Annotated in this window: 22 protein-coding genes and 2 tRNA genes; 20 read left to right on the forward strand and 4 right to left on the reverse strand. The window is 60.6% G+C overall.

Features of this window, described 5'->3' with window-relative positions:
* Positions 1-221: 221 nt before the first annotated feature.
* Genes MPC4_RS19360 through MPC4_RS19370 form a run of 3 tightly spaced genes read left to right on the forward strand, consistent with a single transcriptional unit; the run spans position 222 to position 2,651 of the window.
* The gene (locus tag MPC4_RS19360; protein ID WP_174513972.1) at positions 222-644 is read left to right on the forward strand and encodes an SxtJ family membrane protein; all 423 of its coding nucleotides are present in this window, start codon (positions 222-224) and stop codon (positions 642-644) included.
* 9 nt (positions 645-653) lie between these two features.
* A complete protein-coding gene (locus MPC4_RS19365; RefSeq protein WP_166795866.1) occupies positions 654-803 on the forward strand; it encodes a DUF5989 family protein in 150 nt (49 codons plus the stop codon).
* Between the two features lie 9 nt (positions 804-812).
* The gene (locus MPC4_RS19370) at positions 813-2,651 is read left to right on the forward strand and encodes a carbamoyltransferase family protein (RefSeq protein WP_174513973.1); all 1,839 of its coding nucleotides are present in this window, start codon (positions 813-815) and stop codon (positions 2,649-2,651) included.
* A gap of 74 nt (positions 2,652-2,725) precedes the next feature.
* Here MPC4_RS19370 and MPC4_RS19375 read toward each other — a convergent pair whose 3' ends face one another.
* The 3 genes from MPC4_RS19375 to MPC4_RS19385 form a co-directional block, all read right to left on the reverse strand.
* Positions 2,726-3,877, reverse strand: a complete 1,152-nt coding sequence (locus MPC4_RS19375) for an SGNH/GDSL hydrolase family protein (protein ID WP_174513974.1) — start codon at positions 3,875-3,877, stop codon at positions 2,726-2,728.
* Positions 3,878-3,951: 74 nt separating this feature from the next.
* On the reverse strand, positions 3,952-5,127 hold the full coding sequence (locus MPC4_RS19380; protein WP_174513975.1) for an SGNH/GDSL hydrolase family protein: 1,176 nt from the start codon (positions 5,125-5,127) through the stop codon (positions 3,952-3,954).
* A 50-nt stretch (positions 5,128-5,177) separates the two neighbouring features.
* Positions 5,178-6,347 carry an SGNH/GDSL hydrolase family protein gene (locus tag MPC4_RS19385; RefSeq protein ID WP_244629121.1) on the reverse strand — a complete coding sequence of 390 codons (1,170 nt, stop codon included), beginning with the start codon at positions 6,345-6,347 and terminating at the stop codon, positions 5,178-5,180.
* Between the two features lie 180 nt (positions 6,348-6,527).
* Between MPC4_RS19385 and MPC4_RS19390 the strand changes: the two genes are divergently transcribed.
* The 17 genes from MPC4_RS19390 to mazG all read left to right on the forward strand — a co-directional run bounded on the left by MPC4_RS19390 (position 6,528) and on the right by mazG (position 21,257).
* Positions 6,528-7,286 (forward strand): SIR2 family NAD-dependent protein deacylase, encoded by a 759-nt coding sequence (locus MPC4_RS19390; protein WP_174513977.1) that lies wholly within the window; start codon positions 6,528-6,530, stop codon positions 7,284-7,286.
* A gap of 170 nt (positions 7,287-7,456) precedes the next feature.
* On the forward strand, positions 7,457-8,044 hold the full coding sequence (locus MPC4_RS19395; RefSeq protein ID WP_425312505.1) for a cold-shock protein: 588 nt from the start codon (positions 7,457-7,459) through the stop codon (positions 8,042-8,044).
* 302 nt (positions 8,045-8,346) lie between these two features.
* Positions 8,347-8,745 (forward strand): DUF192 domain-containing protein, encoded by a 399-nt coding sequence (locus tag MPC4_RS19400; protein ID WP_342343645.1) that lies wholly within the window; start codon positions 8,347-8,349, stop codon positions 8,743-8,745.
* A 103-nt stretch (positions 8,746-8,848) separates the two neighbouring features.
* Positions 8,849-8,925: transfer RNA gene (locus MPC4_RS19405), tRNA-Pro, on the forward strand.
* Between the two features lie 162 nt (positions 8,926-9,087).
* Positions 9,088-9,393 carry an ETC complex I subunit gene (locus MPC4_RS19410; RefSeq protein WP_174513979.1) on the forward strand — a complete coding sequence of 102 codons (306 nt, stop codon included), beginning with the start codon at positions 9,088-9,090 and terminating at the stop codon, positions 9,391-9,393.
* Between the two features lie 33 nt (positions 9,394-9,426).
* A tRNA-Arg gene (locus MPC4_RS19415) sits at positions 9,427-9,503 on the forward strand.
* A 94-nt stretch (positions 9,504-9,597) separates the two neighbouring features.
* Positions 9,598-10,731, forward strand: a complete 1,134-nt coding sequence (locus tag MPC4_RS19420; RefSeq protein WP_174513980.1) for a DNA cytosine methyltransferase — start codon at positions 9,598-9,600, stop codon at positions 10,729-10,731.
* Positions 10,732-10,757: 26 nt separating this feature from the next.
* The gene (locus MPC4_RS19425) at positions 10,758-11,159 is read left to right on the forward strand and encodes a very short patch repair endonuclease (protein ID WP_210253692.1); all 402 of its coding nucleotides are present in this window, start codon (positions 10,758-10,760) and stop codon (positions 11,157-11,159) included.
* Positions 11,160-11,624: 465 nt separating this feature from the next.
* The gene (locus tag MPC4_RS19430) at positions 11,625-12,530 is read left to right on the forward strand and encodes a septal ring lytic transglycosylase RlpA family protein (RefSeq protein ID WP_244629122.1); all 906 of its coding nucleotides are present in this window, start codon (positions 11,625-11,627) and stop codon (positions 12,528-12,530) included.
* A gap of 273 nt (positions 12,531-12,803) precedes the next feature.
* Positions 12,804-14,024: a D-alanyl-D-alanine carboxypeptidase family protein gene (locus MPC4_RS19435; RefSeq protein WP_425312506.1), complete on the forward strand. Its 1,221-nt coding sequence runs from the start codon at positions 12,804-12,806 to the stop codon at positions 14,022-14,024.
* Positions 14,008-14,715, forward strand: coding sequence for a dTMP kinase (gene tmk, locus MPC4_RS19440; protein ID WP_174513982.1), 708 nt, complete (start codon positions 14,008-14,010; stop codon positions 14,713-14,715). Before MPC4_RS19435 ends, tmk begins: the two co-directional genes overlap by 17 nt.
* Positions 14,705-15,799, forward strand: coding sequence for a DNA polymerase III subunit delta' (locus MPC4_RS19445; RefSeq protein WP_134487818.1), 1,095 nt, complete (start codon positions 14,705-14,707; stop codon positions 15,797-15,799). Before tmk ends, MPC4_RS19445 begins: the two co-directional genes overlap by 11 nt.
* Positions 15,800-15,857: 58 nt before the next feature.
* On the forward strand, positions 15,858-17,417 hold the full coding sequence (metG, locus tag MPC4_RS19450; protein WP_174513983.1) for a methionine--tRNA ligase: 1,560 nt from the start codon (positions 15,858-15,860) through the stop codon (positions 17,415-17,417).
* Positions 17,418-17,534: 117 nt separating this feature from the next.
* A complete protein-coding gene (locus tag MPC4_RS19455; protein ID WP_174513984.1) occupies positions 17,535-18,338 on the forward strand; it encodes a TatD family hydrolase in 804 nt (267 codons plus the stop codon).
* Positions 18,335-19,156, forward strand: coding sequence for an MBL fold metallo-hydrolase (locus MPC4_RS19460; protein ID WP_174513985.1), 822 nt, complete (start codon positions 18,335-18,337; stop codon positions 19,154-19,156). Before MPC4_RS19455 ends, MPC4_RS19460 begins: the two co-directional genes overlap by 4 nt.
* Positions 19,157-19,487: 331 nt before the next feature.
* Positions 19,488-20,138, forward strand: a complete 651-nt coding sequence (locus MPC4_RS19465; RefSeq protein ID WP_134487809.1) for a cold-shock protein — start codon at positions 19,488-19,490, stop codon at positions 20,136-20,138.
* Between the two features lie 258 nt (positions 20,139-20,396).
* Positions 20,397-21,257, forward strand: a complete 861-nt coding sequence (gene mazG, locus MPC4_RS19470; RefSeq protein ID WP_174513986.1) for a nucleoside triphosphate pyrophosphohydrolase — start codon at positions 20,397-20,399, stop codon at positions 21,255-21,257.
* Here mazG and hflX read toward each other — a convergent pair.
* A complete protein-coding gene (gene hflX / locus MPC4_RS19475; RefSeq protein ID WP_425312507.1) occupies positions 21,254-22,666 on the reverse strand; it encodes a GTPase HflX in 1,413 nt (470 codons plus the stop codon). The two genes, mazG and hflX, sit on opposite strands and share 4 nt — an antisense overlap.
* Positions 22,667-22,705: the final 39 nt, after the last annotated feature.

A 22,705-nucleotide genomic window follows, 5' to 3' on the forward strand; every position in this document is an offset into this window, starting at 1 on the left:
TCTGGGGCTTGTTTTGGCGTGTCGGAAATGACAAAAGGGTGCGAATTGAAAGGCGGCGGGCGGAACGATGAGGGCGAGCCGGCGAATCACACGGCCAGATGGCCGGAGCCCGCCATTGTCGCAACGCGAATGCGTCTAGCCGCCTTAGCCAAGCGGCTGGAAACCGGCGGGAGGAGCTCGTCCGCTCTCCCGGCCGAATGATGCAAACGACTGGACCCTAGATGCAGACACATGAAAACGTATCGAGCTTCCGCAAGGTCGTTCTTGGCTCAAACCAGAAATTCGGGCTGACTTTTGGGTTTGTTCTGGCGCTGCTCGGCGTTTGGCCAATGATTCACCATCATTCGCCGCGTTGGATTTTGCTTGCCATCGGCGCCATCTTCGCGGCCTTCGCGCTGTTCATGCCGGACCGTTTATCGCCCCTCAATCGCGCCTGGTTCAAATTCGGGATGCTTTTGAACCGCGTCGTCAATCCGCTCATCATGGGTCTGATGTTTTTCGCAGCCGTGACGCCGCTCGGCTGGGTGATGCGCAAAACGGGCAGCGATCTGCTCAATCTGAAAATACGGCCGGACGCCAAGTCCTACTGGATCGAGCGCGAGCCATCGCCCGAGGCCGAAAACGCCATGACGAAACAGTTTTGAGGAGAAGACATGTCCATCATAGCTGAGCTTTTTGAATTTCTCGGCGCCAGAAAGAAATTCTGGCTGCTCCCCTTGCTTGCCCTGTTCCTGATTTTCGGCGGCTTGTTCGTGCTCAGCCAAGGCTCGGTCGTCGCGCCTTTCATCTATACTCTGTTCTGACCGGTTCCAATGCTTGTTCTTGGCATTTCGGCCTTCTATCACGATAGCGCCGCCGCACTCATTCGCGACGGCGAGATCATCGCCGCAGCTCAGGAAGAGCGGTTCACGCGCAAGAAGCACGATCCGGATTTCCCAGCCAATGCGATCGCCTATTGCCTCAGACAAGGCAAGGTCGACGCGGCCGGCATCGATCGCGTCGTCTTTTATGAAAAGCCGTTCTTAAAATTCGAGCGGCTCATCGAGACCTACCTTGCTTTCGCGCCAAAAGGCTTCGCGTCTTTCCGTAAGTCCATGCCGCTCTGGATCGGCGAGAAACTATTTCAGCGCGACCTTCTGTTGCGCGAACTCAAGGAGATAGATCCGGCGCTCGGCGACAAAGCCAAGCTTCGTTTCAGCGAACATCACTTTTCGCACGCGGCTTCGGCCTATTATCCCTCGCCCTTCCAATCGGCGCTGGTTCTCACCATGGACGGCGTCGGCGAATGGGCGACGACTTCCGCGGCGATCGGCGAAGGCTCCTCGCTGAAGATCACGAAGGAAATTCATTTTCCTCATTCGCTTGGGCTGCTCTATTCGGCGTTCACCTATTACACGGGATTCAAGGTCAATTCCGGCGAATACAAGGTGATGGGCCTCGCCCCTTATGGCGAACCGAAATACGTCAACGCGATCTTCGATCATTTGATCGACGTCAAGGACGACGGCTCCTTCCGGCTGAACCAGGACTATTTCGGCTATTGCACCGGCCTCACCATGACGAACGAGCGTTTCGACGCGCTGTTCGGCGGTCCGCCGCGGCGCGCCAGCGATCCGCTCGAACAACGCCACATGGATCTCGCGGCCTCGGTGCAGGCGGCGACGGAAGAGATCGTGCTGCGTCTGACGCGATCGCTCGCTAACGAGACAGGACAACGCAATCTTTGTCTTGCCGGCGGCGTCGCCCTGAATTGTGTGGCGAACGGCAAAATTTTGCGTGACGGCCGCTTCGACCAGATTTTTATCCAGCCGGCGGCGGGAGATGCGGGCGGGGCGCTCGGCGCCGCGCTGGCTGTCTATTTCAAGGAGAATGGCGAAGCCGCGATCAAGAACGCCAAACGGCCCGATGCAATGCACGGCTCTTATCTCGGTCCGAGTTACGAGCAAAGCGATATCGAGCAGAGACTCAAGGCGGCCGGGGCGGTCTTTACGGTCGTTGACGACGAACAGCTGCTTGAGAAGACAGCCGCGGCGCTCGCAGCGGGGCAGGCGGTCGGCTGGCATCAGGGACGAATGGAGTTCGGACCGCGCGCGCTCGGCAATCGCTCCATCCTCGGCGATCCGCGTTCGCCCTCCATGCAGAAGGCGCTTAATCTCAAAGTCAAATACCGCGAGAGCTTTCGCCCCTTTGCGCCGTCGGTGCTGCGCGAGCATGTCGCTGATTGGTTCGAACTCGACGCGGATTCGCCTTATATGCTCCTCGTCGCGCCGGTAAAGTCAGAGCGCTGCCGCAAGATGTCGGCACAGGAGCTCGCCCTGTTTGGCATCGACAGGCTGAATGTGCAGCGCTCCGAAATTCCGGCGGTGACGCACGTCGATTATTCAGCGCGCGTGCAGACGGTGCATAAGGAAACCAACCCGCGCTATTACGATCTGATTTCGCGTTTCGAGGCGATGACCGGCTGCCCGGTGCTGATCAACACGAGCTTCAATGTTCGTGGCGAGCCGATCGTCAACACGCCGGAAGATGCGTTCCGCTGTTTTATGGGGAGCGAGATCGAGTTCCTCGCGGTCGGTAATTGCATCCTTCTCAAGGATCAGCAAAATCAGGCCCTTAAGCTCGATTACAAGAACGCGTTCGAACTCGACTGAAAGCGCGACGCCGCGGTTCGGCGTCGCGCTCCTTCGATGTCGCGGAGGGCGCTTTGGATCGTGGCTGGGCGCCGTCAGTTCAGCTGGGAATACAGCACGCCCGCCATGTTCTGTTCGATGTAACTCTTGAGCATGGCCGCCCGCATGCGGTTGGCGAGCGGCGTCGGGTGTCCGTCGCCCGGAATGCTGATCTCGGCCCCAGCGGCTTCCTCTTTTAGAAGGGAAACATCAATCACGCTGGCGCCGCCTTGCTTCAACCGCTCCATGATCGCTTCATTGGTGAAGCCTGTTCCTCGCAGGTAAGCGTCCGGGCTCCGCAGGAACGGGATCAACGTCGGCACGCCGTATTTCTCCTTGGCGAGGTCCACCGCCGCTAGCAGGATGCGGATGTACGTTTCAATGTCATCGTGACTGGCTTTGCGGCGATACGGGTCGAAGACGACGCGATAGGCGGCGGTGTTCCACAGGAACTCCCGCAACCGCAGGGACGCCCCTTCGTAGCAGGCTCCCCTGAACGCGACCTTTCCGTTGTCGAGCTCGTAACGTGGCGCGTTGACGACCCACGACGCCTTGCAGGACGTTCGCTCCGCGTGCCAGGGAGAGGTCACAAAAACGAAAAGGCGAGGGTGCGGGCCGATCTCAGCGTCGAAGATGCCTGTCTCCATTTCGCGCAGGAAGTGCTGCGGTCCATAGCCGGTAAAGGCGAGATTGATGACTCGTTCCTTGGAGTCGAGGACGTCGGCGAAGCGTTGCGGCAGCGTATCGGGATCGTTGACGCCGACTCCGAAGGTCACGGAATCACCAAAGAACGCGATCGTCGACCCTGCGTCAGTCGAGCGGGTTTGACGAAGAAGGTTCGAATCGATCGTGTATTCGGCGCTGTAGATGATCGCGCCTGTCTTTGGGTCTGTCTTTTCAGAGTGGAACCGGCCAGCATGCTGGGGACCCCAGCCGATGACCGGCCGACGGACGTTCCATCCGTTCGTTGATACGATCACCTGCCTGTCTTCGAGCGTTGCGGCGGTCGCTTCTATGACGCAGAGGCCAAAGAGGAGGGAGGCGACGATCAGAAGAGCGTCGCGCAGGGCTCCTCGCGCCAGCGACGCCAGGTCGGCGGCGATGAGGAAGACCAGAACGAAACTGATGAGCCGGAAAAAGTCTGGCGAGTGACGAATTTCCACCGCTGCGATGATCGCCGCGAGGAGCGGGATCGCTGCGAGGCGCAAGACCCTGGAGAGCGCGCCGGGCCTAAGCGAATTTGGCCATCGCGCGAGCGATCGAAGAAGAACGTTCAGGATGCTTACTCCAGTTGCGACAGCACAACGCCGGACATGTGTTGCGTGATGTAGGTCTTGATGATTTCGGCGCGCCTGCGATTAGCGAGAGCGGTTGGATGCTCATCGCCCGGAATGCTGATCTCATCGCCCTCGGCTCGCTCCTTTGCCAAAGCGACATCGACGATGATGGCGCCTCCGTCCCGCAAACGCTGCATGATCTGCTCTTCTGTGAAGCCGGCGCCGGCAAGGGTTCCTGGCGGCGAGTCGAGATAAGGAATCAGCGTCGCGACGTGGTACTTTTCTTTTGCAATCTTTACCGCGGCGACCAGCTCGCGGATATAGAGTTCGACGTCGTCATGCGTCACTTTCTGAAGATATGGCGCGACAAAAACGCGCCAAGCCGCCGTTTCCGTCAGAAACCGCTGCGCCTGCAGACGCCATCCTTCATAACAGCGCCCCTTGAAGGTGACTTCGCCGTTTTCGAGCGCATAGCGCGGCGCGTTGAAAGCCCATGATGGTTTGCAGGCGGTTCGCTCTGCGTGCCAGGCCGCAGTCATGAAGACGAACAGCTTTGGATCCGGGCCGATGACGTCGTCCTGAAATCCCGTTTGGAGATCACGCAGAAACTGCTGCGGACTGAATCCGCCAACCGCGAGGTTGAGCACGCGTTGCTTACGCTGCAACAAATCCGCGAACGCCTGCGGCATGGTGTCGGCGTCGTTGACGCCAAAGCCGAATGTAAAAGAATCGCCGAAAAAGACGATCGGCCGCCCGCTCTGCGTCGAAATCGTGCGCCGCAGCAATTTCGAATCGAAGGTGTAGTCGGCAGCATAGATTTTTGCGCCTGTCTTCGGATCGATCCGCTCTGCGTGGTAGACCCCAGGATGTTCCACACCCCAGCCAAGCACGGGTTCATAGACCGACCAGCCGGGAGTCACGATCAGCAGCTGCTTCGGCTCGATGAACCTTGCTGTGGCCTCCACCACGCAAAGGCCGAAGAGACACGAGGCGAATATTACCAGCGCGTCACGCAAACCGCCTCGCGCGAGCGAGGCGAGATCCGCGATGCAGAAGAAGATGAAAACGAAGCTCAGCAGCCGAAAAATTGGAAAGGGCTGCTTCATCTCCATCCAGGCGATGAGAGCGATCAGAATGGGGACCGCCCCGATGCGGAGCCAAGTGGAGATCGTGCCTGGCATCAACTATAACTTTCCCGGTTCGAGCATTGATAGATGAGCCGCCCCAAACGTCACTTCAGCCCGCTGAGGAGGACGCCCGACATATTCTGCTTGATGTAATTCGTGATCATCTCGGCTCGCAGGCGATTGGCGAGAGGCGTCGGATGTCCGTCTCCTTGAATGCTGATCACCGCGCCGGCATTTTTTTGCGCATCGAGCGAGGCGTCGATGACGATCGCTCCCGCGTCCCTCAGGCGCGCCATGATCGCATCATCGGTGAAGCCGGTCTTGCGCAGATATTCCGGCGGCACCCGCAGATATGGAATCAGCGTCGGGACGCCATATTTGTCTTTCGCCAGCTTTACCGCGGCCTCCAATGTGCTGACATAGACATCGACATCGTCATGATTGAGCTGATGGCGATAGGGCTCGATCAACCAGCGATAGGCTGCCGAATTCTCGAGCCATTCGCGCAGCAGCAGGTTGGCTCCCTCATTGCAGTCGCCCTTATAAACGATTTTGCCGTCTTCCAACGCGTAGTGCGGAGCATGCGGAGTCCAATAGGCCTTGCATGCGGTTCTTTCAGCATGCCAGGGCGCGGTCAGGAAAACGAACAGTTTGGGATCAGGCCCGATAACGGCGTCGAAACGGCTCGTTTCCATTTCGCGCAGAAACTGCTGCGGACTATAACCGGTGAATCCGAGATTGAGGACGCGCTGCTTCCGATCCAGCGAATCCGCAAATACCTGCGGCAGAGTTTCGTTGTCTTGGATGCCGTCGCCAAACGTATAGGAATCGCCAAAAAAGACGATTGCCGGCCCATGGTCGATCGAATGCGTTTCTCGCAAGAGATTAGAATCGATCGTATAGTCGGCCTTATAGATGAGCGCGTTGGTTTTGGGATCGCGCTTTTCGGCGTGGGCGGTTCCGGCATGGTCGGGACCCCAGCCCATGATGGGTTGGCGGACAGACCAGCCGTGCGTTATCGTCAGGCCGCCGCCCTTTGGCTCGGCCACATTGGCGGCGCCCTCCGCGATGGCAAGGCCGAAAGCGGTCGAGGCGAGAACGATCAGGAAATCGCGCGCCTTGCCCTTCGCCGCGAAGGCGAGGCGCACGAGCAAAACGAAGACCAAGATGAAGGTGGCCAGGCGAAACATCGGAAAGGGGTGCGCCAGCTCCAGCCAGACAATGAGCCCAACTAGAATAGGTATTGCGGCAAGCTGAAGCGCAGAGGAGATCATTCTCGCCATTGACAGAACCGACCTTGATTGAGCATGAGCGGAGAAATGCGCTGATAGCCGTTTGTTGGTCTACTGTCCAGCGAAGCTCAACTTCAAACCTTGTCAATTTTATCCCTAGTACGCAACAAAAGCGTGAGAGGCGCAGTAGAGCCGTTAAGCTGCCTGAAGGAGACGACTGAAGTGGTTGTGACCGGCGTGGAAGAAGCGCGAGCCGCCTTGGGCGAAGTGATCGGCCTCTGCGGTCGCATCGTGGCGTTTACCGGCGCTGGCATTTCGACCGAGTGCGGCGTGCCTGATTTCCGGTCCAAGGACTCGCCCTGGCGGCGCTACAAGCCGATCGACTTCGCGCTCTTCGTATCGGACGTTTTGATGCGCGAGGAGGCATGGCGGCGGAAGTTCGCTCTCGACGACATCTGCGCCAGCGCCCAGCCAGGGCGCGGCCATTACGCCCTCGCAAACCTCGTCGCAAACGGCAAGGTCAGCGCCATTATCACGCAAAACATCGACAATTTGCATCAAGCCTCCGGCGTGCCGGAGGAGCGCATCATCGAATTGCACGGCAATGGCGCATACGCCCGCTGCCTCTCTTGCGGCGCGCGGTACGAACTTCAGCCGCTGCGCCGGGACTTCGAGGCGAGCGGCGCCGCCCCCGCCTGCTTTGAATGCGGCGGCGCCGTCAAATCCGCGACGATCTCCTTTGGCCAGCCAATGCCGCAAGCCGCGCTCGAGCGCGCGTATCAGGAAACAGTGCGTTGCGATCTGTTTCTCGCCATCGGCTCGTCGCTCGTTGTTTATCCTGCGGCATCCTTTCCCTCGCTGGCGCGTCAACGCGATGCGAAGCTTGTCATTGTGAACGGCGAAGAGACGCCGCTCGACAGCGAGGCCAATCTCGTTTTGCGGGGCGATATCGGCGACATTCTGCAACCCTTTGCGAATTGAGGGGGACTGGCGCCAAGCCCCGCGATGGCGTTTTCCGAAATCATCCACATCTTCCTGCGGAAGGCGGCTTTTGCCGCGCCCGCTCGATGCTATCTTGTCGCCAACCTACTCCGGGGCGGCTGATTCTGCCTGACGCCGGAGTTCAGACCGCGCCTTTCAAAGGTGGCTCCTTGGACGCAAAATCTTCCGCTAATGATCCGAACTCGCCACGACGGGACGAGGACCCTGACCGTCAGCGGTTTGCGTCCGAGCGGATTGTTGAAATATCGGGCGAAGTCAAATGGTTCGACGTCGTCAAGGGCTATGGCTTCATTACGCCGGATGAGGGCGGTCCGGATGTGCTGTTGCATGTGACGACCTTGCGCAAGGATGGTTTTACCGCGGCGCGCGAGGGCGATCGAATCGTTTGCGAGGCGGCGTGCCGCGCCAAGGGTCTGCAGGTGTTGAAAATCACCTCGATGGAAGCAGTTGCGACCCATCCTTCTGAGACCCAGCCTCGCACCCACGTCCATGTGACGCCAGCCGGCGGCTTCGAGATCGTCGTCGTCAAATGGTTCAACCGCGCGCGGGGGTTCGGCTTTGTGACGCGCGGCGACGGTACGGAAGATATTTTTATTCACATGGAGACGTTGCGGCATTATGGGATTGGCGAGGTGCGTCCTGGCGAAAGCCTTTTGGTTCGGTTCGGCGACGGCCCAAAGGGTCTGATGGCGGCGGAAGTGCGCCTGCTCAACGTGGCTGCGCCGCGGGCGCACTGAGGGACCCCGAAACGACGTAAAGCGCCACGGCGCCCTTTGGCGAGGATGATGATTTGGCCCGAACATTTTCGAGCGAAGCAAATACCTGTTCGCGCCTAGGACATGCGATAAAACAAAAACATAGAGCGATTTTGCCATGCCGCGGAATTGCACGATCGCCACGCCTCTCGCGCGCTGGGCGGATTGCCCGTGGGTGGCCCGATTTTCGCTGGAGCGGCCTTGGGCGGCGCGCGGGGAGGGTCCTCGCCTCGGCGCTCATCCTGACGTTTTTGCTCGTCTTCGCAACTCCTCAGGCGGAAGTCTTGGCGGGAGAAGCGGGCGCAAAGATCGAACGTCTCGATATCGTCACGGCTAGCGGCGCGCATCCTTTTCTCGTCGAAGTGATGCGCACCGAATCGGAGCGCGAGCGCGGGCTGATGTTTCGCCGGACGCTGGCGGCCGATCGCGGCATGTTGTTTGATTTCGAGACCGAGAGGCCGGTGCAGATGTGGATGAAGAATACCTATCTGCCGCTCGACATGATTTTCATTTCGAGGACCGGCAGGGTCGTCGGCTTGGCCGAAAACACAGAGCCTCTCTCCGAGGCGATTATTTCGTCCGGGGCTCCGGCCTATGGCGTTCTTGAAGTGAACGCGGGCTCTGCGGCCAGAATCGGCCTCAAGATCGGCGACAGCGTCAGGCATCCATTGTTTGGGAAATGACGCTCGGCGTCCTGCGCCGGTGCACGCGCATCGTCGAACTTGTTCGCATCGGCGCCGCGTGATAGCGAGATGCGCAATGGGAAATGAGGACCGGTTTCCTATGCGGGGTATAGCGCAGTCTGGTAGCGCGGAAGTTTTGGGTACTTCAGGTCGCAGGTTCGAATCCTGCTGCCCCGACCACACCCGTTTGGCCCATGCGTGGGCGCCGGCGTCGCGGCGTCTAAGCTTTAGCGACTTGAAAAAGGCGCTGATTTTTCCGAAAAGATGCGCATGATCGGAAATTCGCGGCGCGTGCCGCGCGTCATGACGATCGCCAAAAGATTGCAACCGGAACCATTTCACATGACCGCACGCATTTACCGGCCAGCCAAAACCGCCACGCAATCAGGCAGTGCGCGCACGAAGCAGTGGGTTCTCGAATTCGAGCCCGAATCGCCGCGTGAAATCGATCCTTTGATGGGCTGGACGAGTTCGAGCGATATGAAGAGCCAGGTCCGGTTGCGATTCGGCGATAAGGACGAAGCAGTCGCCTATGCGCAAAAACATGGGCTCGTCTTTCGGGTGGAAGAGCCAAAGCCGGACCAGCGCAAAATCCTGTCCTATTCGGATAATTTCAAGTCGACCCGCCTCGGCCAATGGACCCACTGAATTCATGCGCCATAGCGAGGCGCAGCCCCAATCGACCCCGTAGCTCAGCTGGATAGAGCAGCCGCCTTCTAAGCGGCAGGTCGCAGGTTCGAACCCTGCCGGGGTCGCCATCGCCGCTCCGCGCCGCCGTGAGTTCGTCGAAACATGCGGCGCATGCCTTGAGGGCGCCGCAGGGCCGGGAGCACAGGGACCAAAAGGACAAAAGTGCCGGGTTTCTATGAATTCTTCGCCGGTGGCGGCATGGCGCGCGAGGGCCTCGGCCCGCACTGGCGATGTCTTTTCGCCAATGACGTCGACGCCGGCAAAAGCGCCGCCTACCGCGCGAACTGGGGCGATGGCGAACTCAAAACCGCCGATGTCGCGGCCTTGCGGTCGACGGACCTCCCGGACGTGCGCGCAAATCTCGCCTGGGCGTCCTTTCCGTGCCAGGATTTGTCCCTCGCGGGCGTCGGCGCTGGCCTCAAAGGCGCGCGAAGCGGGACTTTCTTTTCCTTCTGGTCGCTGATCGAACAGCTGATCGAAGAGGATCGCGCGCCAGATCTCATTGTGCTCGAGAATGTGAGAGGCGCGCTGACATCGCGCGGCGGCGCGGATTTCGCCGCGCTTTGCGCTCGTCTCGATGCAGGCGGTTACGCATTCGGAGCGCTCATCATGGACGCCGCGCTTTTTCTGCCGCAATCGCGCCCGCGCGTTTTTGTCGTCGGGGTCCGCAGGGGGCTCGACATAGCGCCACAGCTCGCGGCGCCCGGCGCTACCCTGTGGCACCCGCCCGCGGTGCGCAACGCTTATGCGGCGCTTCCCCTGGCGCTCCGGCGCGCCTGGATCTGGTGGACCATGCCGTCTCCGGCGACTCACGCGGCGACGCTCTCGGATTTGATCGAAGATGACGCGGCCGTCGCGTGGCAGGCCGAGTCGGAAACCTTAGGGCTGCTCGCTCTGATGAACGAGAAAAATCGGCGCAAGATCGAGGCGGCCAAAACGGCTGGACGGCGCGTCGTCGGCTGTGTTTACCGCCGCACCCGGAGCGATCCGGCCGGCGGCCGGAGGCAGCGCGCGGAAGCAAGATTCGACGGCCTCGCAGGATGCCTGCGCACGCCCGCCGGCGGTTCGAGCCGACAGGTGATTCTCGTCATTGAGGGCGAGCGGGTGAGATCGCGCCTGATTTCCGCCCGCGAAACGGCCCGGCTCATGGGGCTGCCAGACGCCTATCACCTGCCGTCGAATTACAACGCGGCCTATCATCTCACTGGCGACGGCGTTGTGGTTCCGGTGGTTCGCCATCTGGCGCGCCATCTGCTCGAGCCGATTTTGGCGCGCCAGGCCGCGGCGGCGGCGTGAGGGCCGCGGGCCCCAATCGGCTGGGCGTGGCTCCGGACGCGGCGCGCAGCGCCGTCATGCGCGCGGTCAAATCGACGGACACGAAGCCCGAAATGATCGTCCGTTCCATTGCCCATCGGCTCGGGTTTCGGTTCCGCCTCCACCGCAAAAGCCTGCCTGGATGTCCAGACCTCGTCTTCGTCACGCGCCGCAAGGCGATTTTCGTCAATGGCTGCTTCTGGCACGGTCATGACTGCAAGCGTGGGGCGCGCATGCCGAAAGCCAATGCCGACTACTGGCGATCCAAGATCACCCGCAACCAGGCGCGCGACCTCAGGGTCCGAGAGGATCTGGCGGCGGCCGGATGGGACGTTTTCACCATTTGGGAATGCGAAACGAAGGACCAGGGCCTTCTTCGCCAACGGATCGTCGCCTTTTTACAGGCGTGAAACCGTGTGTTTCGAGGCTCTCCGGCCTTATGCGAATCCCGCCTGTTTACCATAGCAATGCATTTGATGGCGAGCTTAATTCGCGCTTCGCGCCTGCAGCAGAGCGAATCCTCGCGACTGTTGCATGATTTCGTAAGTAACTGACTCATAATTATAAAGTGGCCGTTCTTAACGCCTCGCATAACGTCCCGGTGAAGGATTTGAGCGAGAAACCAGTCGGCTTTCCCAAACCGTCGTGCATATTGTCAAGCATCCCGCCTGCCGTTAAGCCTTCGGCAACAGGTGGGTGCGAAACTCGTTTTCGGATCTCTGACCAATTTCAGCGATGGTCCGCCTCCGGACCGGCTTGGAAGCAGACAGGAAATGCGCATGGCGAGCAAACGGCTTACAGGTTTCTCATCGCACGCCTTAGCCGTAGGCTCACTGTTATCGTTCAATTCACGCGCCCCACGCGCACGCGGCGTCATGATCGCGGCCCTCGCAGGCGGAGCGGCCGCGAGCCTTGGAGGATGCGCGCAACAACCGCCGCTGCAACGCGTCGCCATGCATTCCAAGGAATATTTCCCGTCCTCGAAATATGGCCCGGCCAGTCCCCGCGTCATCGCCGACGGTGAGCCGGTGCCGCATGGCGGCGGGTCCTACATGGTTGGCAAACCCTATTCGGTTGCCGGCCGCACTTACTACCCAAGCGAAAAGCGTTATGTCGCCGTGGGATTGGCCTCCTGGTACGGCGACGCGTTCCACGGACGGCGCACAGCGAACGGTGAAATATACGACCGCGACTCGATTTCCGCGGCGCATCCGACCATGCCTTTGCCGAGCTATGCGCGCGTGACCAATCTGCGCAACCATTACTCCATCATCGTCCGCGTCAATGATCGCGGTCCCTTCGCGGCCAACCGCATCATGGACGTGTCGCGCAAGACGGCCCAGGCGCTCGATTTCAGCGGCAGCGGAACAGCGCGGGTCAAGGTCGAATATATCGGGACCGCGAGCCTTGCCGGCTCGGATGATCAAAAGCTGCTGGCGACCCTACGTCTCGATGGGCCGGCGACGCTCGACGGACAGGCCCCGACCATGGTCGCGGACGCCGGATCGGAGCCCCGCCGCATGGCTTCTCTTGCGCAGCCTCGCAATGACGATCTCGGCGCCCAGGATCTTCCGAGCCGGGCAGAAGCCACGAGCCGCCAGCCACCACGCACCGCCGAGGCGGCGGAAACGGAAGAAAGCGATGCGGCCGTTCCGACGCCTCCGCGCATTTCGCGCCCATTCGCCAGCAACGTTCCCCTGCCGCCATCCCGCCCATTTGATCTCGGTCCGCGCTCGACAGGGCGCGTTCATGTTGCAATGCGGTCAAAGCAAGCCGACTAAAGGTTGTCTCTGGCGCGGCGGACCGGCCAGATATATGAATGCGACGAAGTTCGCGCCGCGGACATTGATCCCGAACCATCAGCAAATGCCTCTTCGCTTTCGGTCTTCGCGGCATGCGGCGCCTGACCAATGGCTGCCCACAGGCCAAAGTACGCCTTGATTGCCGGAGAAGTCGAAGCCACATTGAGGCATGTGGCGACGTTGACGCGCATTTGACGAAGGCTGTTGGAATCAATCGGCGTCGGCCGGTTTGGATGCGCGGGAAGGATCAGAGTGACCGGTCAATTTCCAGCGCTCCCCCGGTGGTCTATCGCCGCCCTTATCGCGCTCGCTTTTGCTTGCGCTTCGGGTACGGCGTCGGCGCAAACCATCCAGACCAGCGTCCCTCACGCCATTCTGGTCGACGCCGATACGCACAGCGTTCTCTTCGAAAAAGATGCGGACGCGCCCGCGGTGCCGGCTTCGACCGTGAAAATCATGACCGCGGAGGTGGTTTTCAACGAACTCGCCGAGGGACGCATCAAGCTCGACGATCAATTCCTGATTACCGAGAATGCATGGCGCACCGGCGGCGCTCCAGCGCGCTCATCCAGCATGTTCGCGGCGGTCAACAGCCGCGTCCGGGTTGAGGATTTGATTCGCGGCCTCGTCATCGATTCGGGCAATGACGCGGCGATTGCCCTTGCTGAAGGCATTGCGGGGTCCGAAGGAGCATTCGCGACATTGATGATGAAGCGTGGGCGAGACCTCGGCCTGACGCAATCCGTCTTCACCAATTCCTGGGGCAAGGATGATCCGGAGCAAAGAGTCAGCCCCCGCGAAATGACGATTCTGGCAGCGCATGTGATCGCGACCTATCCTGAGTACTATAAATATTTCGCGGAGAAAGAATTCACCTGGAACAAGATCAAGCAGACAAACCGCAATCCGCTGCTGACGATGGACATTGGGGCGGATGGGCTGAAGACAGGCAATATTGACGCGAGCGGCTACGGCCTCGTTGGATCCGCGGTGCAGAACGGCCAGCGTCTGATCCTCGCGCTTTATGGCGCGGCCAGCGCCAAGGAGCGGGCGGAGGAGGCTCGAAAGCTTCTGCAGTGGGGATTTCGATCCTTCGACTCAAAAACGATCTTCGCCGCCGGCGAAACGGTCGGCTACGCCAAGGTCTATGGTGGCGTCAGTTTTGAGGCGCCGCTCGTCGCCGAACACGAGGTCAAGATCCTCGTCCCGAGGGTCGGCGGCGAGAAATTCACCGGCCGCATCGTCTACGATGGTCCGCTGATGGCTCCTGTCGCGGCGGGTAAGGAGGTCGCGCGGCTTAAGATTTTCCGGGGCTCCACAGAGGTGCTCGACCTGCCGCTGAAGACGGCCGCGGCGGTCGAAGTCGGATCGCTCCCACGGCGCGCGATGGATGCGGGGCTCGAATATATCGGCGATCTCTTCCGCAAATATGTCGGCAGCAAACTCGACAAAAAATATGTCGCCAATCAATGAAACTGGCGGCGATCGCGAACGCCCGACGCGTGGCAGACTGATTACGCTCGAGGGCGGAGAGGGCGCGGGTAAATCGACGCAGATAAGCCTATTATTGCGGCGTTTGCGAGAAGCTGGAGTCGACGCCATCGCCACCCGGGAGCCGGGGGGATCCGAAGGCGCGGAGATCTTGCGCAAGGTTCTTCTGTCGGGCGTCGTGAAGCCTCTTGGCCCGACGGCGGAGGCAATCCTTTTCGCCGCCGCGCGGATCGATCACATTGATAACACGATCGAACCGGCGCTCGCGGCTGGTACATGGGTGTTGTCCGACCGTTTCTCCGATTCCACGCGAGCCTATCAGGGCGGGGCAGGCGGCCTCGATTCGCGCCTTCTTAGCGCGCTCGAACGCGTGACGCTTGGCGGCCTGTGTCCCGACCTCACCCTGATCCTCGACCTTCCGGCCGAAGAGGGGCTTTTACGGGCGTCCCGCCGCCTTGCGCCGGGCGAGACCCAAGATCGTTTCGAAGACGAAAGCCTGCAATTCCACGAGAGGCTGCGCGCCGCCTTTCTGGCCATTGCGGCGCAAGAACCGAATCGTTGCGCCGTCATCGACGCCAGCGCCTCCGTGACAGACGTTGCGGAGGCGATCTGGAGTGCCGTCTCGAGCCGGCTCCTTGGATCGGCAAATCTGGACATCGTTCATGGCGCCTAGACTTTCAACTGATGCAGAAGCGCCGCCGGAAGCCGATCGCTTCGAGGACGCCCCGCATCCGCGCGAAGCCTCGGCTTTCATCGGCCATGCCGAAGCGGAGGCCGAACTCTTGCGGGCCTGCGCCTCGGGACAATTGCCGCAGGCCTTTCTGATCGGCGGACCCTCTGGCGTCGGCAAAGCGACCCTCGCCTGGCGGCTGGCGCGTTTTCTTCTCGCCAATCCAGACGCTCGCGCCGCCGCGGAAGGCGCCCGAAATCTTCACGTGCCGCCTGAGCATCCGGCCGCGCGGCAAATCCATGCCTTGTCGCATCCAGATCTCTTTCTTTTACGCCGCGAATGGAACGAGAAAGGCAAAAAACACTACACTGAAATCCGCGTCGAGGACGTGCGCCGCGCCATTCATACCTTCCAGCAGTCGGCCGGGCGCGGCGGCTATCGCATTTGCATCGTCGACAGCGCCGAAGACCTCAATGCGTCCGGCGCCAATGCTCTGTTGAAGCTGATAGAGGAGCCGCCTCCGCGCTCGGTTTTCATGATTGTCTCGCATAGGCCCGGCCGCGTGCTTGCGACCATTCGTTCGCGCTGCCGCAAGATCGGATTGAAAGAACTCGGCTCGGCCGACATCGCTGACGTCGTCAAGACGCTGGGAGCGCCGTGGTCGGGAGCCAAGCCGGCGGAGGTTGCCGCGGCGATCGAGCGATCACGGGAATCCCTGCATGGCGTCCTTCGCCTTCTGAATGGGCGAGGGCTGGAGCTCGACTCTTCGCTACGGCGGATTCTGGACGATTTGCCGAGGATCGATTGGCGGGCGGCGCATGCGCTTGCCGATCAGGTCGCGCCGCGGGACGGCGGCGACGATTATGAAACGCTGCTCGCCACGGTTTTTGACTGGCTCGAGGCCAAGGTGCGCGGCGGCGCGTTGGACGGGGAGGGCGCTCCACGCCAGCTTGCGCCCTACGCCGAGGTGTGGGAAAAAGTGACCGAAGCGGCGCAGCAGACTGAAGCGCTCAATCTCGATAAACGCCCGTTCGTCCTCGCCCTCTTTGCTGATTTAGCGGCCGCCGCGCGGGCGTCTTCGCTATAATCCGGGGCCGCCGCCGAGCGCCCAGGACGCTCCGTCAAACTCTTAAGATTGCTGTTCCATGTCCGGCCGCCCGACCTTCTATATTACGACCGCTATCCCTTACGCCAATGGCGCGCCACATATCGGGCACGCCTATGAGCGAATTGCGACGGACGCTATCGCCCGCTTCAAGCGGCTCGACGGGTTCGAGGTGCTGTTCGTCACTGGAATGGACGAACATGGCCAGAAGATGCAGCAGACCGCCGCGCGCGAGGGCCTGACGCCGCAACAGCTCGCCGATCGCACGGCGGCGCAGTTCGCCGCCATGGGTGAGGCGCTGAACGCGAAAGCGGACGATATCGTGCGCACGACGCAGCCGCGCCATCATGCGGCGACGCAGGAAATCTGGAAGCGGATGGAGGCGGCGGGCGACATTTATATGTCGAAATATCCAGGCTGGTATTCCGTCCGCGACGAAGCGTTTTTCGATGAATCCGAGCTCACCGAAGGGCCAAACGGAACGCGCCTCGCGCCAAGCGGCGCGCCTGTCGAGTGGGTCGAGGAAGAGAGCTACTATTTCAGGCTTTCCGCCTATCAGGACCGCTTGCTGCGGCATTATCGAGATCATCCCGAATTCATCACGCCGGAAAAATATCGGAATGAGATCGTCAGCTTTGTCGAGCGGGGCCTGACCGATCTCTCAATCAGCCGTTCAACCTTCGACTGGGGCGTTCCAGTCCCCGGCGACCCCAGGCATGTGATGTATGTTTGGGTCGACGCCTTAACAAATTATATCACGGGGACGGGCTTTCCAGACGCCAACGCGCCGCGCGCGAAGTTCTGGCCGGCGAACGCCCATGTGATCGGCAAGGATATTACGCGGTTTCATGCGATTTACTGGCCGGCCTTTCTCTTGTCGGCCGGGGTTGCTTTGCCGAAGCAGATCGTCGTGCATGGCTTCCTGTTCAACCGCGGCGAGAAGATGTCGAAGTCGGTCGGCAATGTGATCGACCCCTTTGCGCTGAGCGCGCATTATGGCGTCGATCCCTTTCGTTATTTTCTGCTGCGCGAAGTGCCGTTCGGCCAGGACGGCAATTATTCGCATGAGGCGATCGTCAACCGCATCAACGCCGATCTCGCCAATGATCTTGGCAATCTCGCGCAGCGCTCGCTCTCGATGCTCGCGAAAAATTGCGGCGGCGCGCTGCCGTCTCCGGCCGCGTTGAATAAAGCCGACGAGGCGATCCTGGCGCAGGCGGTGGCTCTGGCGCCGAAAGCCCGCGCTTTCATGCAAGATTACGCCTTGCATCTGATTCTGGCTGAGATCTGGCGCGTGGTCGCGGACGCCAACCGCTATTTCGCGGCGGAAGAGCCCTGGATTAAGCGCAAGACCGATCCGGCTCGGATGGAGGCGATCCTTTATGTGACGGCCGAGGTCCTGCGCATCGTCGCTATCCTCGCGCAGCCCTTTATGCCGGCCGCGATGACGAAACTTCTCGATTTGTTGGCCGTTCCGGGCAGCGCTCGCGGATTTTCGGACGCTGAGCGCGCTCTTGGCCTCGCGCCGGGCGCCGCGCTGCCCGCGCCTGCGCCCATTTTCCCGCGTTATGTGGAGCCGGAGGTTGGCGCGCCAGCGTAGGGAGCGTTCCGCGCTTTATTCGCTGGGAAACGCCCGCTTCCATCTGACGCTCTTTTCTTGACAGGGACGAGCATCCACCTCAGGCAAAGATCGCCGATTTCGTCATCGAGCCCATTCATGCTGATCGACAGCCATTGCCACCTCGATTTTCCTGATTTCGCTCCTGAACGCGACGCCGTGGTTCAGAGAGCGCGCGCCGCCGGCGTTGCGCGTATGGTCACGATTTCGACGCGGCTCGACCGCTTCGCAGAAATCAGCGCCCTCGCAGAAGCTTATGAGGACGTCTTCTGCACCGTCGGCGAACATCCGGAAAATGTGCGAGAAGGGCTCGATATAGACTTCGATCGCATCGTCGGGCTGGCGAACCATCCTAAATGCGTCGGCATTGGCGAGACGGGTCTCGATTATCATTATGACGGCGCGCCTCGAGACGTGGCCGAGCGGACCTTTCGGACGCATATCGCCGCCGCGCGCCAGACCGGACTGCCGCTCGTCATTCATAGCCGCGAGGCGGATCAGGATATGGCGTCGATCCTCGAGGACGAGATGGGGAAGGGGCGTTTCAAGGCCGTTCTGCACTGTTTCACCTCCTCCCTGAGGCTGGCGGAAACGGGTCTTGCGCTTGGCCTGTCGATTTCTTTTTCTGGCATCGTGACTTTCAAAAAATCTCAGGAGTTGCGCGAGATCGCGCGCGTCGTGCCGATGGACCGGCTGCTGATTGAAACAGATGCGCCGTTTCTTGCGCCGGTTCCTCACCGCGGCAAGCGCAACGAACCCGCCTTCGTCGCCGCAACCGCCATGGTTCTCGCGGAGGTCAAGGGCGTTTCTCTCGTGAGCCTTGCGCAACAGACGAGTTTGAACGCGCTTCGGCTTTTCTCCAAGATGACGCCGCCCGCGGCGGGGGAAGTCGCGGCGGAATGAGTCTCGCTATCACAATTTTAGGATGTGGATCGTCGGGCGGCGTTCCTCGCGTTGGCCAAGGCTGGGGAGCTTGCGATCCGGCCAATCCCAAGAATCGGCGTCGGCGCTGTTCGATCTTCGTGGAGCAAACGGGACCGGACGGGGGCAAGACCGATGTGCTGGTCGACACCTCGCCCGACCTTCGCGAACAATTGCTGGCCCTTGGCGTCACAAAACTCGACGGAATCCTTCTGACCCATGCGCACGCCGATCATACGCATGGAATCGACGATGTCCGGCCTCTCGTCATTATGGCGAGGCGGAAGATCGACCTTCACATGGACGAGGCGACCTCCGATGTCGTGCGTTCCAATTTCGGCTATATTTTTGCAACGCCGCCCGGCAGCCAATATCCGCCCTTGCTGACCGAACGTCGCCTGAGCCCGGGCGTTGCGGCGTCGATCCTTGGCCCCGGCGGCGAACTCGATGCGATCCCATTCCGGCTCGAACATGGCGAAATGGACGCCCTCGGCTTCCGTTTTGGCAATATCGTCTATTCGCCTGATCTTAACGGCATTCCTGAGGAAAGCATTGGCTATCTCGAGGACCTTGACCTCTGGATCGTCGACGCTTTGCGCTACATGCCGCATCCGAGCCACTTTTGCCTGCGCGAAACCCTGGACTGGATTGCGAAGCTAAAGCCTAAGCGTGCGATCCTGACGAATCTTCACACGGATCTCGATTTCGAGAAATTAAAAGCTGAGCTTCCGGCAAACGTCGAACCCGCTTATGACGGTATGCGCGTTACGGCGTCAGGGCGGTTCCAGACAATCTCCTAACGCTCTAGCCTTTCGTTGTTTTCATCTATGTTCCATAATATCGATTATGCGAATTGTCGGCTGATCATCCGCAATGAAGGACCGGTTGGCCGTAGGAGCCATTTGTCTCTGCCCCGACTATTCCATTCTGTTAGGCAATTAGGGTAGCCAAGCAAGCTATCTGTTGCTATGTTTTTGAGAGACACGGGGCATTAGGCATTCTTAATGAATTGCATCGGCGACAGTTGAGGCTGGCACCTGTAGGTGTCCAGCCTTTTTGCGTCGGTTAAAATCCAAGGCTTCGGAATGCGCGATCGGGCGGCGGTTACAGGCGGAGACAAGTAGGCATACCATGAGCAAAGGCAGAGATTTCCGGGGACCAAAGAAACGCGGCTTCGACGATGACGGGCCCTCACCCTATGATGCGCCGCGGCAGAGCCGTACGCCGCGCACAAGCTTCGGCGGGGGCGCGCCGGAGATGCCCATTCCGACCTCCGGGCCGAGCATCGACGCAGTCGTCAAATGGTTCAAGGGCGACAAAGGCTTCGGCTTCGTCGAATTGAGCAACGGAACGGGCGACGCGTTTTTGCACATCGGCGCGCTCCAGGCCGCTGGATATGAAACGGTGCCTCCGGGCGCAAAGCTGAAGGTCAACGTCAGCAATGGCATGAAGGGCGCTCAGGTCACGCGCGTGCTTGAAGTCGACACCGCAGGCGCTATCGAACGAGCGCCGCAGCCGCGCGCCTTTGGCGATTCGCCGCGCCCTGCCCGCCGCGCCCCGGATCCGTCGACCGCCGTGTCAGTCACCGGAACCGTGAAGTGGTTCGACGACAATAAGGGGTTCGGCTTCGTGCAGTCGAACGACGGAGGAAAAGATGTGTTCGTGCACATCTCGATCCTCGGACCGTCGGGCGTTCAAAATCTCGCCGAAGGCCAGCCCGTCAGCATGCGCGTGGTTGATACGCCGAAGGGGCGCGAAGCCTTGTCGATCTCGATCGAGTGATAGGTCCTCTCTCAGTCCAGGATTGAGACGGCCGCAAGCAGACGGACGACATGATTGGCCATGCGCCGATCATGTCTGCCTCGCCTTGTAACGCCCCCGGGAAGCTTAATCGAAGGCGAACAGGGCTTCCAATGAGATTGACGCCGCTTCGCGTCAAAGCGTTGATAGCAGCTGCGCCAGTCGACCGCCCATAACTGCTTAGGTGCGCGCAGCGCCCCGTTGGATTTTGCCTCTCTCCCTCAGCTTTCCTGTGCGCTCATGCAGCCGTCGTCCGACATCAAGCGCTTGCTCGACATTATGGCCGCCTTACGCACGCCGGAGAGTGGTTGCGGCTGGGACATAGCGCAGACGTTCGAGACCATCGTTCCTTACACCATTGAAGAAGCCTATGAGATCGCGGATGCGGTGGCGCGCGGCGATATGGCGGATCTTCGGGACGAATTGGGTGATCTGCTGCTTCAGGTCGTGTTTCAAGCAAGAATCGCTGAGGAAAAAGGAGCCTTCGACTTTGGCGGAGTCGTCGAGGCGATTACGCAAAAGATGATTCGCCGCCATCCGCATGTCTTCGGTGATGCGCGGGATCTCGCCCCTGGCGAGGTTGAGGCGCTCTGGGCTAGAATCAAAGCGGAGGAGAAGTCGGCAAAGGCCAGCGCGTCTGACTCCGCTCGCCATGAAGCGACAAGCGCCGGTTTGCTTCACGATGTAATCCTCGCCCTGCCCGGTCTGAGCCGCGCGGTGAAATTGCAAAACAAGGCCTCAAGCGTCGGTTTCGATTGGAACGATATCCGCGCGGTTCTTGACAAGATTCGCGAAGAAACCGATGAAATCGAAGACGTTTTGGAGGGTGGCGACCAAAACGCTTTGGAAGATGAGATCGGCGATCTCCTCTTCGCAGTCGCCAATCTCGCCCGGCATGCGAAGATAGACCCGGAATCGGCGGTCCGCCGCGCCAACGCAAAGTTTGAACGCCGCTTCGGCTTCATTGAGCGGGAACTCGCCAGCCAGGGCGTTGCGCTTGGCAACGCCACCTTGGCGGAAATGGACTCGCTTTGGAACGCCGCCAAAGCGCGTGAAAGCGTGGACCCCGAATTCGCAGGCAAATCGCCTGCTGGCGGTTAGGCGGAGGCCGCGGCAGGCTCCAGGAATTTTCGACGCAGCGCCGCGGCGCGTTCGGGGGCAACGCGAACGCGCACATGCACCGCTCCGTCCGCGGCGACGCTCTTGCGCATCACTTCCGCATTTTCATAGAGCCAATGCAGCCCTTCGCCGTTGTCGGGCTTCAGCACAATCTCAAGGACGGGCCGGCCGACAGCCAGCCGCGATTCAATCTCTTCGCGCAGCTCATCTAGCCCTTGCCCTGTTAGCGCCGAAACGATGACCGGCCGGCCGTTGTCGCCACTCTGCGCCCGCCGCCGCTTCGCGCTGCCTCGCGCGGCGGCCAGGCTGTCTTCGTCAAGCAGATCGGCCTTGTTCCAGACCTCAAGCAGGCGGCGATGGTCATTGGGGTCCACGCCAAGATCACCAAGGATCGCCTCGACGTCGCCAAGCTGAGCCTCTGCGTCTTCGTGGGCGATGTCGCGAACATGCAAGATAAGATCGGCCTCCAGCACCTCCTCGAGAGTTGCGCGAAAGGCGGAGACCAGCATTGTTGGCAGATCAGATATAAATCCCACAGTGTCAGACAGGATGATCTCGCCGCCATGCTCAAGGACAACAGCGCGCAGGGTTGGGTCCAGAGTGGCGAAAAGCATGTCTTCGGCCAGCACCTCGGCTTTGGTCAACCGATTGAAAAGCGTCGACTTTCCCGCATTGGTGTAGCCAACCAGCGCGACGATTGGATAAGGCACCGCTGTGCGGCTCTTGCGGTGCAGGCCCCGCGTTCGTTTCACGCCTTCGAGTTCGCGCTCGATCTTGGTCATGCGCTCCTGAATGAGCCGTCGATCGGTCTCGATCTGCGTCTCGCCAGGACCGCCAAGGAAGCCGAAACCGCCTCGCTGACGTTCGAGGTGGGTCCAGGATCGGACGAGACGTGATTTCTGATAGGCAAGATGCGCCAGTTCGACTTGCAGCGCGCCTTCTCTCGTTCGCGCGCGGCGGCCGAAGATTTCGAGAATCAGCCCGGTCCTGTCGATGACCTTGGCGGAGAACGCTTTTTCGAGGTTACGCTGCTGTACGGGCGACAGCGCGCAGTCCATGATTACGAGGTCGATCTCCTCGGCGCGAATGAGATCTGCGATCTCCTCCACCTTGCCTTTGCCGAGGAAGGTCGCCGGCCGGATGTTTGCGAGCGTGACGAGCTTCGATGCGATGATGTCAAGGTCTATGGCCCCGGCAAGGCCATGGGCTTCCTCTAGTCTAGCCTCGGGAGAGCGTCTGCGCCCGTCTGGCGACAAGGACTTCACGCCGGGTCGCACCGCTTTTTCGTTAAGATAAGGACCGATAACCAATGCGCGCGTTTTCGCGCCCGGGCCGCGCCCCGCCGTCCGAGGCTCCTTTGCTAATGCTTCGATTTTCGTCTCCCGCACCAATTCGGCTCTGTCTTTCCACAGATTAACGCCATCGAACCT

This window comes from Methylocella tundrae (assembly GCF_901905185.1).
Taxonomy (GTDB): Bacteria; Pseudomonadota; Alphaproteobacteria; order Rhizobiales; family Beijerinckiaceae; genus Methylocapsa; species Methylocapsa tundrae.